The organism is Rhodococcus sp. NPDC054953 (genome assembly GCF_053609225.1).
On the sequence record NZ_JBSGXD010000016.1, the window covers coordinates 49,678 to 71,041 of the forward strand.

At 70.2% G+C, this 21,364-nt stretch carries 20 protein-coding genes; 7 read left to right on the top strand and 13 right to left on the bottom strand.

The genetic code is table 11. The features are described 5' to 3' along the window. Positions 1–2: 2 nt before the first annotated feature. Genes ACWF62_RS12905 through bioB form a run of 3 tightly spaced genes read right to left on the bottom strand, consistent with a single transcriptional unit; the run spans position 3 to position 1,862 of the window. Positions 3–584: a DUF2567 domain-containing protein gene (locus tag ACWF62_RS12905; protein ID WP_378507848.1), complete on the bottom strand. Its 582-nt coding sequence runs from the start codon at positions 582–584 to the stop codon at positions 3–5. 38 nt (positions 585–622) lie between these two features. Further along, the gene (gene bsaP, locus ACWF62_RS12910; RefSeq protein WP_378507849.1) at positions 623–838 is read right to left on the bottom strand and encodes a biotin synthase auxiliary protein BsaP; all 216 of its coding nucleotides are present in this window, start codon (positions 836–838) and stop codon (positions 623–625) included. A 10-nt stretch (positions 839–848) separates the two neighbouring features. Beyond that, on the bottom strand, positions 849–1,862 hold the full coding sequence (gene bioB / locus ACWF62_RS12915) for a biotin synthase BioB (protein ID WP_452630236.1): 1,014 nt from the start codon (positions 1,860–1,862) through the stop codon (positions 849–851). Positions 1,863–2,009: 147 nt separating this feature from the next. On the opposite strand from bioB, the gene ACWF62_RS12920 reads away from it, so the two are divergent. Beyond that, positions 2,010–2,597 (top strand): TetR/AcrR family transcriptional regulator C-terminal domain-containing protein, encoded by a 588-nt coding sequence (locus tag ACWF62_RS12920; protein WP_378507953.1) that lies wholly within the window; start codon positions 2,010–2,012, stop codon positions 2,595–2,597. A 222-nt stretch (positions 2,598–2,819) separates the two neighbouring features. On the opposite strand, the gene ACWF62_RS12925 is transcribed toward ACWF62_RS12920, so the two are convergent. Continuing rightward, positions 2,820–3,392 carry a YdeI/OmpD-associated family protein gene (locus ACWF62_RS12925; protein ID WP_452630237.1) on the bottom strand — a complete coding sequence of 191 codons (573 nt, stop codon included), beginning with the start codon at positions 3,390–3,392 and terminating at the stop codon, positions 2,820–2,822. 78 nt (positions 3,393–3,470) lie between these two features. Here ACWF62_RS12925 and ACWF62_RS12930 point away from each other — a divergent pair, with 78 nt between their 5' ends. Together ACWF62_RS12930 and ACWF62_RS12935 are read left to right on the top strand one after the other, a co-directional pair. After that, on the top strand, positions 3,471–4,586 hold the full coding sequence (locus ACWF62_RS12930; RefSeq protein ID WP_452630239.1) for a lipase family protein: 1,116 nt from the start codon (positions 3,471–3,473) through the stop codon (positions 4,584–4,586). After that, positions 4,583–5,074, top strand: a complete 492-nt coding sequence (locus ACWF62_RS12935; RefSeq protein WP_378507852.1) for a pyridoxamine 5'-phosphate oxidase family protein — start codon at positions 4,583–4,585, stop codon at positions 5,072–5,074. Before ACWF62_RS12930 ends, ACWF62_RS12935 begins: the two co-directional genes overlap by 4 nt. A 3-nt stretch (positions 5,075–5,077) precedes the next feature. Here ACWF62_RS12935 and ACWF62_RS12940 read toward each other — a convergent pair whose 3' ends face one another. The 6 genes from ACWF62_RS12940 to ACWF62_RS12965 form a co-directional block, all read right to left on the bottom strand. Further along, positions 5,078–5,809, bottom strand: coding sequence for an oxygen-binding di-iron domain-containing protein (locus ACWF62_RS12940; protein ID WP_378507853.1), 732 nt, complete (start codon positions 5,807–5,809; stop codon positions 5,078–5,080). Between the two features lies 1 nt (position 5,810). Further along, a complete protein-coding gene (locus ACWF62_RS12945; RefSeq protein ID WP_378507854.1) occupies positions 5,811–6,572 on the bottom strand; it encodes a succinate dehydrogenase/fumarate reductase iron-sulfur subunit in 762 nt (253 codons plus the stop codon). Beyond that, entirely contained in the window at positions 6,569–8,542 is a 1,974-nt protein-coding gene (locus ACWF62_RS12950) for a fumarate reductase/succinate dehydrogenase flavoprotein subunit (RefSeq protein WP_452630240.1), read from the bottom strand. The genes ACWF62_RS12945 and ACWF62_RS12950 overlap by 4 nt, the downstream gene beginning before the upstream one ends. Positions 8,543–8,578: 36 nt before the next feature. Then, complete coding sequence (locus tag ACWF62_RS12955; protein WP_452630241.1) at positions 8,579–9,397, bottom strand: hypothetical protein; 819 nt, start codon at positions 9,395–9,397, stop codon at positions 8,579–8,581. Beyond that, positions 9,394–9,678, bottom strand: a complete 285-nt coding sequence (locus ACWF62_RS12960; RefSeq protein ID WP_452630242.1) for a hypothetical protein — start codon at positions 9,676–9,678, stop codon at positions 9,394–9,396. The genes ACWF62_RS12955 and ACWF62_RS12960 overlap by 4 nt, the downstream gene beginning before the upstream one ends. Before the next feature lie 129 nt (positions 9,679–9,807). Then, a complete protein-coding gene (locus tag ACWF62_RS12965) occupies positions 9,808–11,070 on the bottom strand; it encodes a KasA/KasB family beta-ketoacyl-ACP synthase (protein ID WP_452630243.1) in 1,263 nt (420 codons plus the stop codon). Positions 11,071–11,101: 31 nt separating this feature from the next. On the opposite strand from ACWF62_RS12965, the gene ACWF62_RS12970 reads away from it, so the two are divergent. Next, the gene (locus ACWF62_RS12970) at positions 11,102–11,689 is read left to right on the top strand and encodes a TetR/AcrR family transcriptional regulator (RefSeq protein WP_452630245.1); all 588 of its coding nucleotides are present in this window, start codon (positions 11,102–11,104) and stop codon (positions 11,687–11,689) included. 312 nt (positions 11,690–12,001) lie between these two features. Beyond that, the gene (locus ACWF62_RS12975) at positions 12,002–13,861 is read left to right on the top strand and encodes a DUF222 domain-containing protein (protein WP_452630246.1); all 1,860 of its coding nucleotides are present in this window, start codon (positions 12,002–12,004) and stop codon (positions 13,859–13,861) included. On the opposite strand, the gene bioD is transcribed toward ACWF62_RS12975, so the two are convergent. Genes bioD through ACWF62_RS12990 form a run of 3 tightly spaced genes read right to left on the bottom strand, consistent with a single transcriptional unit; the run spans position 13,758 to position 17,017 of the window. Then, a complete protein-coding gene (gene bioD / locus ACWF62_RS12980) occupies positions 13,758–14,492 on the bottom strand; it encodes a dethiobiotin synthase (protein ID WP_452630247.1) in 735 nt (244 codons plus the stop codon). The genes ACWF62_RS12975 and bioD overlap by 104 nt on opposite strands. Further along, positions 14,489–15,646 carry an 8-amino-7-oxononanoate synthase gene (locus tag ACWF62_RS12985; RefSeq protein ID WP_452630248.1) on the bottom strand — a complete coding sequence of 386 codons (1,158 nt, stop codon included), beginning with the start codon at positions 15,644–15,646 and terminating at the stop codon, positions 14,489–14,491. The genes bioD and ACWF62_RS12985 overlap by 4 nt, the downstream gene beginning before the upstream one ends. A gap of 54 nt (positions 15,647–15,700) precedes the next feature. After that, the gene (locus ACWF62_RS12990) at positions 15,701–17,017 is read right to left on the bottom strand and encodes an adenosylmethionine--8-amino-7-oxononanoate transaminase (protein WP_452630249.1); all 1,317 of its coding nucleotides are present in this window, start codon (positions 17,015–17,017) and stop codon (positions 15,701–15,703) included. 133 nt (positions 17,018–17,150) lie between these two features. Between ACWF62_RS12990 and ACWF62_RS12995 the strand changes: the two genes are divergently transcribed. Both ACWF62_RS12995 and glgX read left to right on the top strand, forming a co-directional pair. After that, positions 17,151–19,202: an acyltransferase family protein gene (locus ACWF62_RS12995; RefSeq protein WP_452630250.1), complete on the top strand. Its 2,052-nt coding sequence runs from the start codon at positions 17,151–17,153 to the stop codon at positions 19,200–19,202. Between the two features lie 46 nt (positions 19,203–19,248). Then, a complete protein-coding gene (gene glgX / locus ACWF62_RS13000; protein WP_452630251.1) occupies positions 19,249–21,363 on the top strand; it encodes a glycogen debranching protein GlgX in 2,115 nt (704 codons plus the stop codon). Position 21,364: the final 1 nt, after the last annotated feature.

Below are 21,364 nucleotides of genomic sequence, written 5' to 3' on the forward strand. Positions count from 1 at the left end.
CGCTACCGGCGCGGCGCCTCGGCGGCGGGTGCGACGGCCTCGACCCCGAGGTCCGGCCGCGGGCTGAGCGAGACGAGCAGCAGGTACACCAGGGCCGCCGCGAACGGCTGCGCGATCAGCGCCATCACGGTGCCGAGGCCCGGGGTCGCCGGGACGATCTGCCCGACCTCGAGGTCGTCGACACCGGGGAAGCGCAGCTGCGCGACCCCGAGCCCGACCAGCGCGGCCGCGGAGGCCCCGACCACCGATCCGAGGACGAGCCCGATCACCTGGGCGACGCCGCGGTACGCGCGGATCGACCACACCGCGACCGCGGACAGCACCCCGAGGATCGCGCCGAGGCACAGGAACAGCGCGACGGCGTCGAACTGGTGAGTGCTCTCCCCCGTCAGCGAGGTCGCACCACCGCTAGAGACGACCAGGAAATGCTGGGCAGGCGCGAGCAGTCCCCACCCGATGCCCGCGAGCGCGCTGGTCACGACGACACCGGCGACGACGCGGGCGGCCGAACGCACCTCCGCGGACGCGGCACGCCTGCCGCCGGTCGACGCCCGCTGGCCCGGCATCTGGGTCTGTGTTGTCACGTCGATCCACTCTAGAGGGACCGCGCGGGCGGCACGCGTCAGCGCCGCTCACCGGCGGTCGAGTCGCTGACCCCGTGCCGTGAGCACTTCGACCACCAGCCGTCCGGGCTGATCTGCACGATCATCCGGCGACCGCAGTGCTCGCAGAACCGGGGCGGCTCCAGCCCGAGGGCCGCCGCGGCGGGCACCGCATCCGGGACGCCGTCGACGAGCCGCAGGCCCGTGTACGGGTTGTACCGCTCGACAACCTCCATCGCGACGCTCCTAGATGGTCTGGTTGAGGGCCTTGATCGGCATCTGCAGCTCGCCGAGCAGGTCCAGGTCGGACTCGGCGGGCCTGCCGAGCGTGGTCAGGTAGTTGCCGACGATCACGGCGTTGATGCCGCCGAGGATGCCCTGCTTGGCGCCGAGGTCACCGAGGGTGATCTCGCGGCCGCCCGCGAAGCGCAGGATGGTGCGTGGCAGCGCGAGCCGGAACGCGGCGACGGCGCGCAACGCGTCGGCGGCGGGCAGCACCTCGAGGTCGCCGAAGGGGGTGCCGGGGCGCGGGTTGAGGAAGTTCAGCGGCACCTCGTCGGGTTCGAGTTCGGCGAGGTTGGCGGCGAATTCGGCGCGCTGTTCGAGGGTCTCACCCATGCCGAGGATGCCGCCGCAGCAGACCTCCATGCCCGCCTCGCGGACCATCCGCAGGGTGTCCCAGCGCTCCTCCCAGGAGTGCGTGGTGACGACGTTCGGGAAGTGCGAGCGAGAGGTCTCGAGGTTGTGGTTGTAGCGATGCACACCGATCGCGGCGAGCTGGTCGACCTGCTCCTGGGTGAGCATGCCGAGCGAGCAGGCGACCTGGATATCGACCTCGTTGCGGATCGCCTCGACGCCCGCGGCGACCTGGGCCATCAGCCGCTCGTCGGGGCCTCGGACGGCGGCGACGATGCAGAACTCGGTCGCACCCGTCTTCGCGGTCTGCTTGGCTGCCTCGACGAGGCTCGGGATGTCGAGCCAGGCGGCGCGCACCGGGGAGGCGAACAGCCCGGACTGCGAGCAGAAGTGGCAGTCCTCGGGGCAGCCGCCGGTCTTGAGGGAGATGATGCCCTCGACCTCGACCTCGGGGCCGCACCAGCGCATCCGCACGTCGTGCGCGAGGGCCAGCAGCTCCTCGAGCCGGTCGTCGGGCAGCCGCAGCACCTGCAGGGTCTGCTCCTGGGTCAGTCCCTCGCCACGGTCGAGGACCTGATCCCTCGCGGTCGCGAGAATGTCGGTGCGGGCGGGTGCCTGGGTCACGAGCAGCTCCTTCGGATTCGGCGCAGGTGCGCGGATCGCGAGATCGTTGCCTCAGCGAACTTGAACACCGTACAAGTTGAACGGCGTTCAGGTTAGGGTCGTGGTGAAATGGTGTCAACCACACACCGACGGGAAGTGAACGACACAGTGCAGCTGCGACGAGCCGACGTCCTTGCCGGGGCGATCGCGATCCTCGACGAGTACGGACTCGGCGACCTGACCATGCGGCGGCTGGCCACCTCCCTCGGCGTCCAGCCGGGCGCCCTCTACTGGCACTTCCCGAACAAGCAGACGCTGCTCGCCGCGATCACCGACGAGATGCTCGGCGCGGTGTCCGCCCCGATCGAGGCGACGTCCTGGGACGACCGTCTCGACGTGCTGGCGCACCGCACCAGGGACGCGCTGCTCGCGCACCGGGACGGCGCCGAACTCGCGTCCGCGTCGTACGCGGCCCGCCTTGCCACCAACGACGCCCGCGACACCCTCGCCCGCGCGTGCGCGGATGCCGGGCTTCCCGCGGCCGAGTCCGAATTCGCCGCCGATACCCTGCTGTTCTTCATCCTCGGGCAGACGATGGACGAGCAGTCCCGGATGCAGATGGACAGCCACGGCGCACTGACCGAGGACGCGTCGCCGCTGTACGACAGCACCAGCGGCACAGCGCGTTTCGACTACGGCCTGCGACTGTTCGTCGACGGTGTCCGCAGCCGGCTCGGCGAGCACGCGCGCCGCTGACGCGTGCCGGCGCGGGGGCTCCCGCGGGGGTGTGCACACGGCCGTTCACGCACGCACACCGCCACTGCACGCCCAGAACCCCCGCACACCCACCAAAACCCGTGTGCACACGGCCGTTCGCGCACCCACACGGGAACTGCACGCCCACAACCCCCGCACACACCGCAACAGGGTTGTGCACACGGGCATTCACGCACGCATGCGGCGCGGGTCTGACCGCGGTCAGGCCGAGTCGCCGCCCAGCGCGTCGAGTGCCTTCTGCACCCTGGCGAGCCGCGTCTTCGGAGTCCGGGCCTGCAGCACCGGAAGGATCAGCTGATAGCGGGCGGTCCGGTCGAGGGCGTCGAACGCGCGGGCCGCGGCCGGGTTCGACGCCATCGCCTCCGCGAGATCGGCGGGGACGGTGGCCGTCTTCTGCGATGCGTAGGCGGCGTCCCAGCGCCCGTCGGCCTTGGCGCGGCGGACCTCGACGAGACCCGGTTCGCGCATCCGGCCCGCCGCGGACAACGCGGCGACCTTGTCCACGTTGACCTGTGACCACACGCTGCGCGGCCGCCGCGGCACGTACTTCTGCAGGTAGTAGCGTGCGTCGCTGGCGCGGCGCTGCCCGGAGATCCAGCCGTAGCACAGGCCGACGTCGACCAGCTCGTCCTCGGTGATCGAGGCGATGCCGGAGTTCTTCCGCGCCACCAGGATCCAGACCCCCTCGCGCCGCGTCCAGCGCTCGGCCAACCAGTTCTCGAACGCCGCCGCGTCCGGAAAGGCGACGACCTCCACCCCGTCGATTGCGTCCATGCGCCGATGCTAGACCGGGCCACCGACCTCCTCCTGTTCGTCGGGCGCGGCGCCGCGCCCGCGCGCACACTGATGGACATGTCCGCACGGATGCTCGCCGCCGCCACCGTCCTCGCGGTCGCAGGCGTGGTCGCGGGGTCGGGGGCGTCCGCCGCGGCACCGGCGGACCGGCCGGGCACGGTCACCGCGGTCCACGCCCTGCCACCGGAGGCCTGGATTCCGGGGGCGGCCTCCGGGCGCGTGTTGACGTACCGGACCCTCGGGCCGCAGGATCGGCCCGCGTCGAGCACCGGCGCGGTGTTCCTTCCGCCCGGGCAGCCGCCGCCCGGCGGCTGGCCGGTGATCTCCTGGGCGCACGGCGCGGTCGGCGTCGCGGACGCGTGCGCGCCAACGGTGACCGGCAAGATCGGCGGCCCGTACCTGGGTCGGTGGCTCGCGCAGGGGTATGCGATCGTCGCGACCGACTACGTCGGCCTCGGCACCGAGGGGGTACACCCCTACCTGGACGGGCGATCGGAGGCACATGCCGTCGTCGACATGGTCCGGGCCGCGCGGGCCGTTGAGCCGAGCCTGTCGGATCGCTGGGTGACGCTCGGACAGTCGCAGGGTGGGCAGGCGGCGATGGTGACCGCGACGCTGGCGACCGCGTACGCGCCGGAACTCGACCATCGCGGCACCGTCGCGCTGGGGGTGCCGTCGAACATCGAGAACCTCGCCCCGCTCGGCGGCCCGTGGTTTCCGCCGCTGCCGCTGACCGGGACCACCGTGTTCATCGCCTACGTGATCGCGGGCCTGCGGGCGAGCCACCCGGATCTCGACGTCGACGCCTACCTGAGCGAGCGGGGCAGGCGGGTCGTCGCGCAGGCCGAGCAACTCTGCTACGAGGAGGCGGCGGCCGCGTTCGGGGACACGTCGATCGGTGCGCTGTTCGCCCGTGGCCTCGACGAGCCGATCCTGCGGCCGCTTCGGGAGATGCTCGCGATCCCGCTGCGCGGCTACGACCGGCCACTGTTCCTTGGGCAGGGCCTGCTCGACACGATCGTCCCCGCGCCGCTGACACTGAAGCTGGTCGCGGACCTCGTCGGTGCGGGGCAACGGTTCACGTTCCGGACCTACCCGCGGGGACACCTCGAGACGATGCTCGCCTCCGAGGCCGAGGCGAGCGACTTCGTCCGGGCGGTGCTCGGACCGTGACCACCTGGCCGGAGTTCACCGCGGCCGCGCCGTCGATCGCGGCCGTGTTCAGCAGGCGGATGGCGGCCACCGGGAACCTGTGCCTGCTGGCGACGCTGCGCTCGGACGGATTCCCGCGGATCAGCCCGATCGAGCCGCGGGTGTTCGAGGACGCACTGTGGATCGTCGGCATGCCCGGCACCGTGAAGTTCCTCGACCTCGACCGCGATCCCCGGTTCTGCCTGCACACCGCGACGGTCGACTCAATGGTCGGCGACGGGGACGCGAAGCTGTGGGGCATCGTGTACGACGTCCAGGACCGGGCACTGCAGGCGCGGTTCGCCGACGCCGTGTTCGAGGAGATCGGTCTCGACCTGCGCGGCACCGAGTTCCGGCCGTTCTACGCGGCCGACGTCACCGGCGCCTCGTCGGTCGCGTACCTCGACGGGCACCTCGACGTCACCATCTGGCGACCCGGCGCACCCGAACGGGTGGTGCGCACGCAGTGACGATCACCCGTCGTCCCACCGCTCCCGTTCCGCCGTGACCAGGTCGCGATAGCCGGCGGCCAGCTCCTGCAATGCCGCGTCGCAGTCGCCGACAAAGGCGGGGCCGTGCATCAGCCCGAGCGTGTCCGGTCGCAGGGCGGCGAGCGACCGGATCGTCGGAACCAGGGCCGGGGTCAGCGCCGTCGCCCGCCCCAACGCCTCGCCTGCCAGCGCGGGCCCGACGATGTCGGCGTCGGAGACGGCGGGCGGACGCCCGAACGCGGTGAACAGGTCACCGCACAGCAGCGTCGACGTCGACTCCTCGAACATCACGCAGGCGTCCCACCCGTGCGGCACGTGCGGGGTGTCGATATGCCGCACCCGGCGTTCGCCGACCTCGAGGACCTCCCCGTCCTGCAGCGGCCGCGGCGGCCGGTCCACGAGGTCGCCCACCTGCACGAAACAGGACAGGGCCCCGTGCGCCACCGCGGCGTTCGGCGCCGCAGCCAGCCACGAGTTGACCGACCCGCACTCGTCGGCCTCGACGTGCCCGAACGCGAGCCACCGCAGCCGGTCGAGTGGAATCACCCGCCGGACCGCGTCCGACACCGTCGGGAACAGGGCGCGCTGGCCAAGATGGAACAGCAGCGGCTCGTCGCCGTCGACGAGATACTGGTTCATCACCAGATTCGCGTCGTCGACGTACGTCGAGAACCGGTAGAGGCCCGGGGCAATCTCGGTGGTCGTGGTGTCCATGTCAGTGGTCTTCGCGGCGACGCCGGAACAACCGGGTGCCCAGCCACACCACGGGATCGTAGCGGCGGTCCGCAACCCGCTCCTTCATCGGGATCAGCGCGTTGTCGGTGATGTGAATGCCCTCGGGGCACACCTCGGTGCAGCACTTGGTGATGTTGCACAGCCCGAGGCCGTGCTCGGTCTGCGCGGCGTCACGCCGGTCGGCGGTGTCGAGCGGGTGCATCTCCAGTTCCGCGATCCGCATCAGGAACCGCGGACCCGCGTAGTCATCCTTGTTCTCCTCGTGGTCGCGCACGACGTGGCAGACGTTCTGACACAGGAAGCACTCGATACACTTGCGGAACTCCTGCGACCGCTGCACGTCCGCCTGTGCCATCCGGTACTCGCCGGGAGCGAGATCCGGTGGCGGCGTAAACGACTCGATCTCGCGGGCCTTGACATAGTTGAACGACACATCGGTCACCAGGTCCCGGATCACCGGGAACGCGCGCATTGGGGTGACGGTGACGACCTCGTCGGGCGCGAAGGTCGACATCCGGGTCATGCACATCAGCCGCGGCCTGCCGTTGATCTCGGCGGAGCACGATCCGCACTTGCCCGCCTTGCAGTTCCAGCGAACCGCCAGGTCCGGCGCCTGGGTGGCCTGCAGCCGGTGGATGATGTCGAGCACCACCTCGCCCTCGTTCGCCTCCACCGTGTAGTCGCGCAGGTCGCCACCGTCCGCGTCCCCGCGCCACACCCGGAAGGCCGCCCGATAGCTCATGTCTCGTCCGCCTTCCCTGGATGGTCGGCCAGTTCCTCGTCTGCTCTCCCCGGATGCTCCGCAAGCTCCGCATCTGTGTAGTACTTGGCCACCTCGGCGAAGTCGAACAGCGCGAACAGGTCCGGGCGCATCGGCTGCTGCGGTTCGGACGTGATGGCGATGCCGGGAACAACCCTCCCGCCGGGGTCCGGCCCGTCGACGAGGCTGCACACCAGCAGGGTGCCGCGCCAGGACGCGTCCATGCCGGGGTGATCGTCGCGGGTGTGCCCGCCCCTGCTCTCGGTGCGCAGCAGCGCCGACTCCGCGACGCACTCGCTGACCAGGATCATGTTCCGCAGGTCCACCGCGAGATGCCAGCCGGGATTGAACTGGCGATGACCCTCCACCGTCACCGACTCGATGCGGCGGCGGATCTGTTCGAGCTTCTCGATGGCGGACCGGATTTCGCCGTCGGTGCGGATGATGCCGACCAGGTCGTGCATCACCTGCTGCAGCTCCAGGTGCAGGGCGTACGGGTTCTCGGCGAGCATGCCGTCGGCGGGCGGGTCGAACGGGGCGAGGGCCATCGCGGCCGCCGCGTCGACGTCCCGCTGATCGACATTCGGGCGGCGGGTGAGGGATTCGACGTACGTGGCGGCGCCGAGGCCAGCGCGACGCCCGAACACCAGCAGGTCGGAGAGCGAGTTGCCGCCGAGCCGGTTGGAGCCGTGCATGCCGCCCGAGCACTCGCCGGCCGCGAACAGTCCGGGGACACAGGATGATCCGGTGTCCGGGTCCACCTCAATGCCGCCCATCACGTAGTGGCAGGTCGGCCCCACCTCCATCTGTTCCCTCGTGATGTCGACGTCGGCGAGTTCGAGGAACTGGTGGTGCATCGACGGCAGTCGTCGCATGATCTCGTCGGCGGGCAGCCGGGACGCGATGTCGAGGTAGACCCCGTCGTGTTCGGTGCCGCGTCCGCCCTTGACCTCAGAGTTGATGGCGCGGGCCACCTCGTCGCGGGGCAGCAGGTCGGGGGTGCGCCGTGCGCTGTCGTTGTCGACGAGCCACCGGTCGGCCTCGTCCTCGGTTTCGGCGTACTGGCCCTTGAACACCGGCGGGATGTAGTCGAACATGAACCGGGCACCGTCGGAGTTCTTCAGCACACCGCCGTCGCCGCGCACGCCCTCGGTGACCAGGATGCCCTTGACGCTGGGGGGCCAGACCATCCCGGTCGGGTGGAACTGAATGAATTCCATGTTGATCAGCTTCGCGCCGGCTCGCAGTGCGAGGGCGTGCCCGTCACCGGTGTACTCCCACGAGTTGGAGGTCACCTTGTAGGACTTGCCGATTCCGCCGGTCGCCAGCACCACCGCGGGTGCGGAGAACAGCACGAACCGGCCCGATTCCCGCCAGTACCCGAACGCCCCCGCGATCGCACCGGCATGGCCGTCCCGCATGAGCTCGGTGACCGTGCACTCGGCGAAGACCTTGATCCGGGCCTCGTGGTCTCCGGTCTCGGCGAAGTCCTCCTGCTGCAGCGAGACGATCTTCTGCTGCATGGTGCGGATCAGTTCCAGCCCGGTGCGGTCGCCGACGTGCGCGAGACGTGGATAGGTGTGGCCACCGAAGTTGCGTTGACTGATCCGCCCGTCCGGGGTGCGATCGAACAGCGCCCCGTACGTTTCGAGTTCCCACACCCGGTCGGGGGCCTCGCGGGCATGCAGTTCGGCCATCCGCCAGTTGTTCAGGAACTTGCCGCCGCGCATGGTGTCCTGGAAGTGCACCTGCCAGGAGTCCTTCGGGTTCGCGTTGCCCATCGCGGCCGCGCATCCGCCCTCGGCCATCACGGTGTGTGCCTTGCCGAACAGCGACTTGCACACGACGGCGACCCGCAGCCCCCGCTGCCGGGCCTCGATCACCGCGCGCAGTCCGGCGCCGCCAGCGCCGATCACGACGAGGTCGTAGTCGTGCCGCTCCACCTCGGCCACCGGTACTCCCCTCGGTCGGTCGGCTGACTGCCGCTGTCAGTTCACGAAGCGCAGGTCGGTGATGGTTCCGCTGGCGACGAGCATGATGTAGAAGTCGGTGAGCATCAGCGTGCCGAGCGTGGTCCACGCGAGCTGCATGTGCCGGGTGTTGAGCGCACTCACCCAGGTCCACAGCCGGTAGCGGACCGGATGCGCGGAGAAGTGCTTGAGCCTGCCGCCGACGGCGTGCCTGCAGGAGTGGCAGGAGGCGGTGTATCCCCAGAGCAGGAGCACGTTGACCGTGATGATGACGTTGCCGAGTCCGAAGCCGAATCCCCCTGTGCCACCGTGGAATGCGAGGATCGCATCGTAGGTGTTGATTGCGGACACGACCAGCGCGACGTAGAAGAACCAGCGGTGCGCGTTCTGCAGGATCAGCGGCAGCCGGGTCTCGCCGGTGTACCGGGTGTGCGGTTCGGCGACCGCGCAGGCCGCGGGCGCGAGCCAGATCGACCGGTAGTAGGCCTTGCGGTAGTAATAGCAGGTGAGCCGGAAGCCGAGCAGGAACGGCAGCGACAGGAAGGCGAGCGGGACCCACATCGGCAGCTCGCCGACCCAGACGCCGAAGTGGGTCGAGCCGGGGACGCACGACACGCTGACGCACGGCGAGTAGAACGGCGTCAGGTAGTGGTACTCGTCGACCCAGTACGCGGTGCGCACGAAGGACCGGACGGTCGCGTAGACCACAAACACCGCGAGGCCGAGTGTGGTCAGCAGCGGCGGACGCCACCACCGGTCCGTGCGTAACGTGCGTGCCGCGATGGAGGCGCGGGTCGGCGATCGGACACCGGTGGTGGATCGCGCGGGTGCACTCACCGGTGGTGCGGGTGGCCGCCGACGCCCTCGTCGTCGGCGCCCTGCCACAGCGCCTGGTCGTACGGCCCCTCCGGGACCGCGACCCGCTCCGACGCACCGACCGGATGCGCGAGTCGCGGCGGCGACTCGTCGAGGTCACCGGCGTCGATCCCGAGGCGTTCGACGTCGTTGGCGAGCCGGCGGACGACCGACGCGTCGCCGTACATGTTCCGCAACGAGCCGACGCACTGGCGCAGGTGTCCAATGGTGCGGTGCAGCTCCATCACTTCGCTGGTGGACATGTGAACCTCCAACCACAGAGGATGTGATGGCTCTCACAGTACGGCAGTTGCCGGGCCCGCGGGCACGAAAGTCGGGACGCCGTCGCGCCTGCGCGACGCGCGAGACACACACGGACGCCGACCGGGCCATCACAGGACCCGCCCGAATACCAGCGCGACGTTGTGTCCACCGAATCCGATCGAGTTGCTCACCGCATACTCGATCGTCTGGCGACGCGGGGATGCGCACACCACGTCCAGATCGATTGCGGGGTCCAGATTGTCGAGGTTGAGCGTGGGCGGCACGATCTGGTCCCGCAGGGTCAGAATGCTGATGATCGCCTCGAGCGCGCCGACCGCCCCGATCGAGTGACCGAGCGCGGACTTGGATGCGTAGACGGACGCGTGCGGGGCAACGGCAGAGATGGCTACCGCTTCCGCGGCATCGCCGACCGGCGTCGACGTGGCGTGGGCGTTGACGTGATCGACCTGAGCACTCGTCAACGACGCGGTGGCCAATGCGCCGCGCATGGCTCTCGCGATCCCGGCCCCCTGCGGGTCGGGGGCGACGATGTGGTGCGCGTCGGAGGTGATCCCCGCGCCGAGCACCCGACCGTGGATGGTGGCGCCGCGGGCACGGGCATGCTCCTCGGATTCGAGCAGCAACAGCGCTCCCGCCTCACCGAACACGAAGCCGTCGCGGTCCCTATCGAATGGCCGTGACGCGCGCTCGGGCTCGTGATTGCGGGTGCTCATCGCGCGCATCATGGAGAAACTCGCAATCGACACCGCGTCAATCTGCCCCTCGACGCCGCCAGCGACCACAACGTCGGCTTCACCGGCCCGAATCAGGCGCCATGCCTGCGCGACCGCCTCCGATCCGGACGAGCACGCCGAGACTGGCGTGTACACACCACCTTTGGCGCCGATCTCCAGCCCGACGGTCGCCGCCGGACCGTTGGGCATGACCATGGGCACCGACATCGGGGGAACCTTCCGGTACCCGCCCTCCCGCAGCGCATCGACCGCGCCGATCAAGGCCTCACCCCCACCGAGTCCGGTCCCGATCGCGACGGCGAGCCGCTCATCGTCCACGTTCGGGGTCCCCGCCTCACACCACAGTCGGCGGGCGAGGGTCAACGCGCACTGCTCGACGAAGGACAACCGACGCTGTTCGACGCGACTGAGCTGCGCGGAGGGGTGGGAGACCAGCGTGCCGCCAATCGCCACGGGCAGACCGTAATCGGCAACAAACGTTGCGTCGAGTGACCGGATCCCACTGCGCCCCTCCAGCAGGGCCGACCACGTCGAATCCACATCATCGGCGAGCGAGGTCGTCGCGGCCATCGCGGTCACGACGACCGATCGACCACCAAACGTTTCTGTACCACTCGCTACATTCATGGTCGACATCAATACCTGTACCGTTCGCTACAGTCAAGGCATGGCGCGCCCGCTCGATCACGACAAACGAATCCAGCTGCTCGGCGACGTCGTCAGGTACATCAGCGAGCACGGCCTGGTCGACCTCTCGCTGCGCCCGCTGGCGGCGGCACTGGGAACCAGTTCCCGCATGCTCATCTACTACTTCGGCACCAAGGAAGAACTGCTAGTGCAGGCGTTGGCAACGCAGCATCCCGACCTCGGCGCACCCCTGGAGCGGGTGTCCGATCCGGACAGCCTGCGCCTGCACCTGAAGGAGCTCTGGACGTCGACAACCGTGGGCGAGTCCTCGATCAGCGCGGGAATACTCCTGCAGGTCATCGGTGTAGCGCCCCAACAACATGGCCTCTATGAGGACTTCGCCCGTTCAGCAATGAACCGCCTCGTCGGAGCCTTGACCGACGCCATTGTGCGGTGTGGATGCACCCCGCGGGATGCGGCGTCGCACGCGACGGTTGCGGTCGCGGGGCTTCGCGGGATCTTGCAGGACAGGCTCATCACCGGCGATATCGACCGGACAGATCGCGCTGCCATGCAGTTGATCGACCTGATAACCCGCACCGCCGAGGCAGCGGCACCTACGCAGTGACCTCGCACGAATGCAGATCGGACACCGAATCTGACCGACGAGCGACAGCCCGGGATGCGGCCGTGCGAGGTTCGGGACTGCTGCACGACCAGGCGCAGCAGCCCCCTTCGCTCTTCCCTCGAGCATCCGACCGCCGAGCACCAAGTCCAGAGGTCGCGTTTCCGACGCAGCGCCCGTTCACCAAAGAAACTGGACCCCCTGCCCGGCGACCGTGACGGCTAGCCGCGTTCCTATTCCGAATATTGTTGCGCAGCAATAGAAAACATGTCGAACAACCTTGCTATCGAACGGTTGTGCGAGTAGAGTTGGGACATGGAACTCGACGAGATGCTCACGACACCCACCCGGGTGGAGCCGTGGCGCCTCGACGAGCAGACTCTGCTGGCGTTGGTCCCGGAACTGTCGCATCACCTGCGCCTGCTCGATGCCCTCCGCGTCCGCCTCGTCCACGAGATTCACGAACGCTCGATCCCCACCACCCTCGGAGCATCGTCAACCCAGGCCTGGTTGTCCGAATCCTGCAAGCTCACCCCCGGGCAGGCCAAGCGGATAATCGCCACCGGACAGAGCCTGCACAACCGTCCCGAGGTCGCCGACGCCTTCACCTCGGGCTCCGTCGACGCCGATCAGGTCCGGGCAATCACCAATCTTCTCGATGCAATCCCCGACCTGCTCGCCGGCATCGACCCCGACCACGCGAACGGCGAGTACATCGACCCGGTGGCCGAATGCACACAGCAGTGCACCGACTACCTCGTCGCCAGCGCCGAACAGGAGCACTCCGCCGACACCGCGAACCGGGTCGCCGCCCTGAAGTCCATGCTCGAACGCGATCACGACGCTGACGACGAGAACGAGCAGCTCAACGAGTTCTTCGCGTCACCGACGGCAGGCGGGCGGGTCCGCGTCAAGGGCCACTTCGACAAGGTCACCGGCGAGCAACTGCTGAGCGCCCTGTCCGCGCTCTCCGCACCGCGACCCGGACGCAACAACACCCACGGCGACCAATCCGAGGACCCGCGCAGCGCACCCCAGCGCCGCGCCGACGCCCTCTCCGACATCGTCCGCCACTTCCTCGACTCCGGTCAGGCTCCCGGCGAAGGCGGCGAGAAGCCGCACATGACGATCTTCGTCGGCGTGAACGACCTCGCCACTGCCGCTGCCCGCGCGACCGGCAACGCCAACGGAAACAGGAACCAGGGCTCGGATCACGAGCGCGTGGATCCCCCATCCGACGACTCGCGGAACCCAGACGGCGCGCACGACTCGGGGTGCGGCAGTAGCGAACCCGCCGACGAGCATCGCGCCCGCTCCTACATCCGCCGCGGGCCGTCATGGATGCCGTGGCTGGGACCCATCGGCATCAGCACCGCCGTCATGATCTCGTGCGACGCCACCGTCACCGCCATCTCGATGGACGCCAACGGCAAGCCCCTCGACGTCGGGACCACCACCCGCGTCATCCCCCGCCGCATCCGGCGCGCCCTCGACGCCCGCGACTGCGGATGCGCCTTTCCGGGCTGCGGCCGACCCGCCGCGTGGACCGACGGTCACCATATCCACCACTGGTCGAACGGCGGGCCGACGAAGCTGTCAAATCTGGTGCTGCTCTGCCGATTCCACCACCGATTCATCCACAAGGGCGACTGGCAGGTCCGCATCGGCGCCGACGGTCACCCTCCCCCAAGCACTTCGTGCAGGGGGCACCCCCAGGTTCACTCCCCCGCGATGGGTCGACCCCGATCGACAACCCGTCCCAGCCCACAACCGAAGACAGCTCATCCACGTCGGGTGAAGCGAGTCCTCCAGCAACCAAACAGATCCGGCCCGGACCACGACCCCACCAGGGGTCGCGGACCGGGCCGGTCGAGGTACGTGCGCCCCTTGCTGCCGAGTCCGCGCGTCACACCCTCGGGTGGAACCGGCGGACCTCACCGCGGGAGTTGCGAGAACACGAAGTATCCGTCGCACAGAACCCCACCGACCCAACCGACGATCGCCGCCGCGGTGGCGGCCACCGTCGCCTCGACGGAATCTGCCCTCAGCACCCCAGCGCCTGAACCCGCGACTACCCACTCCGCGACTGCCGGACCGGCGCCGATGCACCGCGAAGCGCAGCTGCCCCGGCAAGCGCAGCTACACCGTCCAGCCAACCCGGAGCCGCGGCGGTGAACGCCCCACGGTCGAGCCGCCCGGAACCCTCCGGGATCCTCCCGACCACCGGAACCCCCGTCACCTCAGGAAGATCGTCGATGTTGCAGCGCATCGCCAGGTCGGGTTCCGCGGGCCAGGATCCGATCACGGTCCCGACCACGCCGACCCCCGACTGCCGGGCGGCCGCGACGGTGAGGGCACTGTGATTGAGGGTGCCGAGCCCGGCGGCGGCGACGAGCAGCAGCGGGGCGCCGAGGTCGGCGGCGACGTCGGCCAGGGTGAATCCTCCCGCACCGAGGCGGACCAGGAGTCCGCCCGCACCCTCCACGATCGTCAGGTCGTGGGCCGCATCCAGTGCACAAACCGCCGCGACCACCGCCCCGCGCTCCAACATCGGCAGGCCCGCGCGCCGGGCGGCGGTGTCCGGCGCCAACGGTTCCGGGTACCGCGCCAACTCCACCACGTCGACCACACCCGCCAGCCGTTGCACCTCGGACAGATCCCCGTCCGCACCGACGGCGACCCCGGTCTGCGCGGGCTTGCACACGGCGACCGACAGCCCGTCGGCGAGCGCACAGGCCGCGAGTGCTGCGGTGGCGACGGTCTTTCCGACATCGGTCGAGGTCCCCGTGACGCACACGATGCTCATGCGGGCACCACGCTCGGTCGACCCGCGGACGACAGCACCTCGACAAGCACCGCCCCGATGACCTCAAGATCGGGGTCGGTCAGGTTCGCGCGCGCCGTCAGCCGCAGCCGCGACGTCCCGGCTGGCACCGACGGCGGCCGGAAGCACCCGACCTGCAGGCCGCGGTCCAGGCACGCGAGGGAGGCGTCATACGCGACCTGCGGGTCACCGAGAATCACGGACACCACAGCGGATTCGGGATCCGGTACCCCGGTGATCCGCGCGAGGTCGCGGGCCCGGCCGAGGACGGCGGCGGCCCGTTCGGGTTCACGCCGCAGCACCGCCAGCGCCCCGCGGGCCGCGCCGACCGCGGCGGGGGCGAGGCCGGTGTCGAAGATGAACGTGCGCGCGGTGTCAATCAGGTGCGCCCGGATCCGCGCGTCGCCGAGGACGACGCCGCCCTGCGCGGCAAGCGATTTCGACAGGGTCGCGGTGACGACCACGTCGGGTTCCCCCGCGAGACCCACCTCGTGGACCAGCCCGCGTCCGCCGTCGCCGCGGACCCCGATACCGTGCGCCTCGTCCACCAGCAGCAGCGCGCCGTGTTCACGACACGCGCGGTGCAGCGCCAGCAGTGGGGCGAGATCGCCGTCGGCGCTGAAGACCGAGTCGGTGAGCACCAGCGCCCGCGGTTCGGTGCGGGTCGCGAGCGCGGTCGCGACCGCGTCGACATCGGCGTGCGGGGTGACGACGACCCGTGACCGGGACAGCCGGCAGGCGTCGACGAGGGAGGCGTGGCACCCCGCATCGGACACGATCAGCGTGTCCCGACCGGCGAGCGCGGTGACGGCGCCGAGGTTGGCGGCGTATCCGCTGGCGAAGACGAGCCCGGCCTCGGCATCGACGAACTCGGCGAGTTCGCGTTCAAGCAGTTCGTGTTCGGCGGTGGTGCCGGTGACGAGCCGGGAGCCGGTGGATCCGCCGCCCCAGCGGCGCAGCGCGACCTGGGCGGCGTCGAGCACCTCGGGGTGCCGCGCGAGGCCCAGGTAGTCGTTGGAGGCGAGGTCGACCAGCGTCGACCCCGCGGTCCGGGGCCGCAGTACGCGTCGCAGGCCTGCCGCTTCCCGGGCGGCTGCCTGGTCGTCGAACCAACTCAGAGCGTCATGGAATGCCACGACTGCGCACCATACGCGCTCACTTGAACGGTGTTCAAGTGAGCATGTCGCCGCTCAACACTGCGACGACGCGGTCGCCCCTCCCTCCCCCTGACTCCGCGCCGCCGCGACCATGCCGCCCGCGATCGCGGCGACATCGTCGGGGGTGCACACGTACGGCGGCATCGCGTAGATCAGCTTCCCGAACGGGCGCAGCCACACCCCGGCGCCGACGGCGGCGGCGGTCGCCGTGCGCATATCCACCGGCTCGACCATCTCGATCACGCCGATCGCACCGAACGTCCGCACGTCGGCGACCCCGGGCAGATCGCGGGCCGGAGCCAGTCCGGCGTCGAGCCCCGCACCCACCGCCGCGACCTCGGACCGCCAGTCCCGCGACAGCAGCAACTCCACCGCGGCGACCGCGACCGCACAGGCGAGCGGGTTCCCCATGAACGTCGGCCCGTGCATCACCCCGCCGCCCTCCCCCGCGCTGATCGCCTCGGCGATCCCGGTCGTGCACAGCACCGCGGCCAGGGTCAGGTATCCGCCGGTCAACGCCTTCCCGACGCACATGATGTCGGGTGCGACGCCCGCATGGTCGGCGGCGAACAGTTCGCCGGTGCGCCCGAAACCCGTCGCGATCTCATCGAAGATCAGCAGCAGCCCGTGCTCGTCGCACATCCGGCGCAGCTCGGCGAGGTAGCGCGGATCGTGGAACCGCATGCCGCCCGCACCCTGCACGACCGGCTCGACGATGACGGCGGCGAGCTCGTCGGCGTGCCGCACCAGCAGCTCCTCAAACTCGGCGACATAGTCGGCGTCGAAGGCGCGCGGCGGGGCCGGCGCAAACAGCTGCCCGGCCAGCACGTCGGTCCACATCGAATGCATGCCGCCGTCGGGATCGCAGACGCTCATCGGCGCGAACGTATCGCCGTGGTAGCCGCCGCGCCAGGTCAGCAGCCGGTGCCGCCGCGGCCGCCCGACGGCCCGCTGATACTGCAGCGCCAGCTTGATCGCGACCTCGACGGACACCGACCCGGAGTCGGCGAGGAACACCTTGTCCAGACCGTCGGGGGTGATCGCGACGAGCAGTTCCGCGAGCCGGGCGGCCGGTTCGTGGGTCAGCCCCCCGAACATCACGTGGCTCATCCGCCCGAGCTGCGCGGTGACGGCGGCGTCGAGGACCGGATGCCGGTAGCCGTGGACGGCCGCCCACCAGGAACTCATCCCGTCAACGAGTTCGCGGCCGTCGGCGAGGCGGAGCCGGGTGCCGAGCGCGCTCTCCACCACGAGCGGGTCGGTGCTCGCCGGGAACGCCCCGTACGGATGCCACAGGTGGGCGGCGTCGAGGGCCGAGATGCGTTCGGGCGAGTAGCGCGCGGTGCTCACACGGTGCGACGTTAGCCTGACCGTGCAACGCGACGCGTGGGGTGGGGGTCCCGGCCACTCTCTTAGACTCTGCGGTCGACACCCGAGCCCGACACACCCGAACTCGATACACCGCAGGCACCGAGGGAGAGCTTTGCCCGTCCGCACGACCGCACCCGTCACCACGACCGCCCTCCCTACGCCCGCGACCCGCTCGACGCATCGCGCCGACCTGGACGGCCTGCGGGGCCTGGCGATCGCGCTCGTGGTGGTGTTCCACGTCTGGTTCGGGCGGGTGTCCGGTGGCGTCGACGTCTTCCTGGCCCTCGCCGGGTTCTTCTTCATCGGCTCACTGGTGCGCGGTGCGGAGTCCGCGGGTTCGCTGGATCCGCGTCCGGTCCTGCTGCGCACCGCCCGCCGGCTGCTGGCGCCGCTGGTGCTGGTGCTGGCCGCGACGACGGTCGCCGCCACCCTGCTGATCGCGCCGACGGCCTGGCTGGCGCTCGCCGAGCAGGGTCGCGCGGCGCTGTTGTTCTGGGAGAACTGGCATCTGGCGGAGACGGCAAGCGACTACCTCGCTGCGGATCCGTCGGTCAGCCCGCTCCAGCACCTGTGGTCGATCGCGGTGCAGGGCCAGTTCTACCTGCTCGCGCTCGCGGTGGTGTTCACCCTGGCGTGGCTGCTGCGGATGCGCCGGATCGCGGTCCGGGGGCCGGTCATCGCGCTGCTCGCGGTCGCGACCGCGGTCTCGTTCGCCTACGCCACCTTCGGCGAGCGGCCGCAGACGTGGATGTACTACGACACCGGGGCCCGGTTGTGGGAGCTGCTCGCGGGCGGACTGCTCGCCTGCATCGCGCCGTACCTGCGGGTGCCGCGGGTGATCCGGGCGCTGCTCGGGGTCGCGGGCGTTGCGGCGATCGTCGCGACCGGGATGGTGCTCGACGGCCGCAACGACTTCCCAGGACCGTGGGCGCTGGTGCCGGTCGGCGCAACGATCGCGGTCATCGTCGCTGGCGCCGCGACCCTCGACACCCCCGCCGCGCGGCTGCTGGCGTCGCCGCCGCTGCAGCGGCTCGGTGACATCGCGTACTCGCTGTATCTGTGGCACTGGCCGGTGCTGATCTTCACGCTGATCGCCATGGACCGCCCGACCATCGGCCTGCGCGGCGGCCTGCTCGTCATCGGGATCTCGCTGGTCCTCGCGGAACTCACCACCCGGCTGGTCGAGGAGCCGATCCGCCGCGGCGCGCCGTCGCTGCGGCGGCGGGCGCTCGTCGGCGGCGTGAGCCTGCTCGGGCTCGCGGTGGTGGCCACGACGACCACCTGGATCGGCATCGTCGCGTCGGAGTCGGACCAGCTGCACAGGATCGCCGCGCTCGACGCGGACCGCTATCCGGGTGCGGCCGCGATCATCGGCGGGGTCGAGGCCCCGCCCCGCGTGGAGCAGCCGTCCCGGTACGTCGCGCACCTGGATCTGCCGGTCACCACCGCGGACGGCTGTCTGCCGGGCGGCGGCGAGCTGGAGGCGGTGCACTGCGTGTACGGCAACCCCGCCGCCACCCGCACCATCGCCGTGATCGGCGGCTCCCATTCCGAACACTGGTTCCCCGCGCTCGAGATCATTGCCCGCGATCGCGGGCTGCGGCTGGAGACCTACATGAAGGTGGGCTGCCCGGTGATGCTCGCCGCGCCAGGCGCCGAGCCCGAGGAGTGCGAGGCCTGGTCGGAGGGCGTCGTCGACGCGCTGGCCGCCGCGCCGCCGGACCTGGTGTTCAGCACCGCCACCCGCCCGCTGCCCGCCTACGAGCCGGGTGAGCACACCCCCGACGGGTACGTCCGACTGTGGACGCGGCTCTCCGAGCTCGGCATCCCGATGGCCCTGATCCGGGACACCCCGTGGCTGTCCGAGAACTCGGTGAACTATCGGGCGGCGGACTGTCTCGCGGCGGGTGGCACCAGCGTGAGCTGCGGAATCGACCGCGCCCGGGTGTTTTCCGAGGTCGACCCGTCGCTGGCCGCGACCGCGGACCTGCCGCTCGCGCACACCCTCGACCTGTCGGACTGGGTGTGCCGGACCGACCGCTGCCGGGTGGTGGAGGGCAACATTCTGGTGTACCGGGACAGCAACCATCTGACCACCGCCTACGCGCGCACCCTCGCCCCCGAACTCGACCGACAGTTGGGCCGGGCCAGCGGCTGGTGGTGACTGCCCGGTGCGACCGGATGTCGCATCGAGGCTAGGGTGTGCGAGCATGGAGCGCAGCGATCCGCCCGCCCCGACGCGGGTCCGGGCGTGGCCGGGGAGCGCCTACCCGCTCGGCGCGACCTATGACGGCGCAGGCACCAACTTCTCGCTGTTCTCCGAGGTTGCCGAGTCGGTCGAGTTGTGCTTGATCGACCGGGACGGTGTCGAGGAGCGGATCGCCCTGACCGAGGTCGACGGCCACGTCTGGCACGCGTACCTGCCCGGCGTCGTTCCCGGGCAGCGATACGGCTTTCGGGTGTACGGACCGTCCGACCCGGCGTCCGGGCACCGGTGCGACCCGCGCATTCTGCTGCTCGATCCCTACGGCAAGGCATTCGACGGCGCTCGCCTCGACGCCGCTCACCTCGCCTCCCCGGACACCGCGGGTCCCGCGGCGACCACGGTGGTGATCAACCCGTACTTCGATTGGCGGTCCGACCGGTCGCCGCGACGGCCGTACCACGAGACGGTGATCTACGAGGCGCACGTCAAGGGCATGACCGCGACGCATCCGGGAGTGCCCGCGGAGCTGCGGGGGACGTACGCCGGTCTCGCGCACCCGGTGGTCGTCGACCATCTCACCGGGCTGGGGGTGACGGCGATCGAGCTGATGCCGGTGCATCAGTTCCTGCACGATCAGGTCCTGCTCGATCGGGGTTTGCGCAACTATTGGGGGTACAACACCGTCGGCTTCTTCGCCCCGCACGTGGAGTACTCGTCGGCGGCGAAGGCGTCCGGTGCGGTCGCCGAGTTCAAGGCGATGGTGCGCGCGTTCCACGCGGCGGGCATCGAGGTGATCCTCGACGTCGTCTACAACCACACCGCGGAGGGCAACGAGCACGGCCCGACGCTGAACTTCCGGGGCATCGACAACGCCGCCTACTACCGGCTCGTCGACGGCGATCGGTCCCGGTACCTGGACTACACCGGCACCGGCAACAGCCTGAATGCCCGGCACCCGCACACCCTGCAGCTGATCATGGACTCGTTGCGGTACTGGGTCACCGAGATGCACGTCGACGGGTTCCGCTTCGACCTTGCCTCGACGCTGGCCAGGGAACTGCACGACGTGGACCGGCTGTCCGCGTTCTTCGACCTGGTGCAGCAGGATCCGATCGTCAGCCAGGTGAAGCTGATCGCGGAACCGTGGGATGTCGGCGAGGGCGGCTACCAGGTCGGAAACTTCCCCGGGCTGTGGACCGAGTGGAACGGCAAGTACCGGGACACGGTCCGCGACTACTGGCGGGGTGTCCCGTCGACGTTGGGCGAGTTCGCCTCCCGCCTCACCGGGTCGTCGGACCTGTACGAGGCGACCGGCAGACGGCCGGGGGCGAGCATCAACTTCGTCACCGCGCACGACGGGTTCACCCTCGCGGACCTGGTGTCCTACAACGACAAACACAACCTCGCCAACGGTGAGGACAATCGTGACGGGGAGAGCCACAATCGTTCCTGGAACTGTGGGGTGGAGGGCGCGACGGACGACGCGGAGATCCTCGCGCTGCGCGCGAGGCAGCGTCGCAACCTGCTCGCGACCCTGTTCCTGAGCCAGGGCACGCCGATGCTGGCGCACGGCGACGAGTTCGGCCGCAGCCAACGCGGCAACAACAACGCGTACTGCCAGGACTCACCGCTGACGTGGATGGACTGGTCTCTGGCGGAATCGAATTCGGATCTGCTGGAGTTCACCCGCACCGTCATCGGGTTGCGGGCCGCGCACCCGGTGTTCCGCAGGCGCCGGTTCTTCGAGGGCCGTCCCGCTGGCGGCGCCGACCGCGACATCGTGTGGCTCACCCCGACCGGAGTCGAGATGACCGAACAGGATTGGGACAGCGGGTTCGGCCGGTCGCTGTCCGCCTACCTCGGCGGTGACGCGATCCGCGAACCGGATCACCGCGGCGAACCGGTGACCGACGACTCGTTCCTGCTGTGCTTCAACGCGCACGACCAGGGGATCGAGTTCGCCGTGCCCTCCGCGGGCGACCGCGCCGTCGAGGGCGACCGCTGGGACGTCGTCCTGGACACGACCACCCCGACCGGCCGCTCCGACGAGACGGTCCGCGGCGGCGGATCGGTGCAGGTGGGCGCGCGGGCACTGGCGGTCCTGCGCCGGGCGGCGTGAC

What these genes read in the sequence shown, in the direction of transcription:
- ACWF62_RS12960 (WP_452630242.1), bottom strand. Translation starts at nt 9,678, where the DNA reads ATGTCCACCAGCGAAGTGATGGAGCTGCACCGCACCATTGGACACCTG.
- glgX (WP_452630251.1), top strand. Translation starts at nt 19,249, where the DNA reads ATGGAGCGCAGCGATCCGCCCGCCCCGACGCGGGTCCGGGCGTGGCCG.
- ACWF62_RS12930 (WP_452630239.1), top strand. Translation starts at nt 3,471, where the DNA reads ATGTCCGCACGGATGCTCGCCGCCGCCACCGTCCTCGCGGTCGCAGGC.
- ACWF62_RS12970 (WP_452630245.1), top strand. Translation starts at nt 11,102, where the DNA reads ATGGCGCGCCCGCTCGATCACGACAAACGAATCCAGCTGCTCGGCGAC.
- ACWF62_RS12965 (WP_452630243.1), bottom strand. Translation starts at nt 11,070, where the DNA reads ATGTCGACCATGAATGTAGCGAGTGGTACAGAAACGTTTGGTGGTCGA.
- ACWF62_RS12975 (WP_452630246.1), top strand. Translation starts at nt 12,002, where the DNA reads ATGGAACTCGACGAGATGCTCACGACACCCACCCGGGTGGAGCCGTGG.
- ACWF62_RS12945 (WP_378507854.1), bottom strand. Translation starts at nt 6,572, where the DNA reads ATGAGCTATCGGGCGGCCTTCCGGGTGTGGCGCGGGGACGCGGACGGT.
- bioD (WP_452630247.1), bottom strand. Translation starts at nt 14,492, where the DNA reads ATGAGCATCGTGTGCGTCACGGGGACCTCGACCGATGTCGGAAAGACC.
- ACWF62_RS12940 (WP_378507853.1), bottom strand. Translation starts at nt 5,809, where the DNA reads ATGGACACCACGACCACCGAGATTGCCCCGGGCCTCTACCGGTTCTCG.
- bsaP (WP_378507849.1), bottom strand. Translation starts at nt 838, where the DNA reads ATGGAGGTTGTCGAGCGGTACAACCCGTACACGGGCCTGCGGCTCGTC.
- ACWF62_RS12925 (WP_452630237.1), bottom strand. Translation starts at nt 3,392, where the DNA reads ATGGACGCAATCGACGGGGTGGAGGTCGTCGCCTTTCCGGACGCGGCG.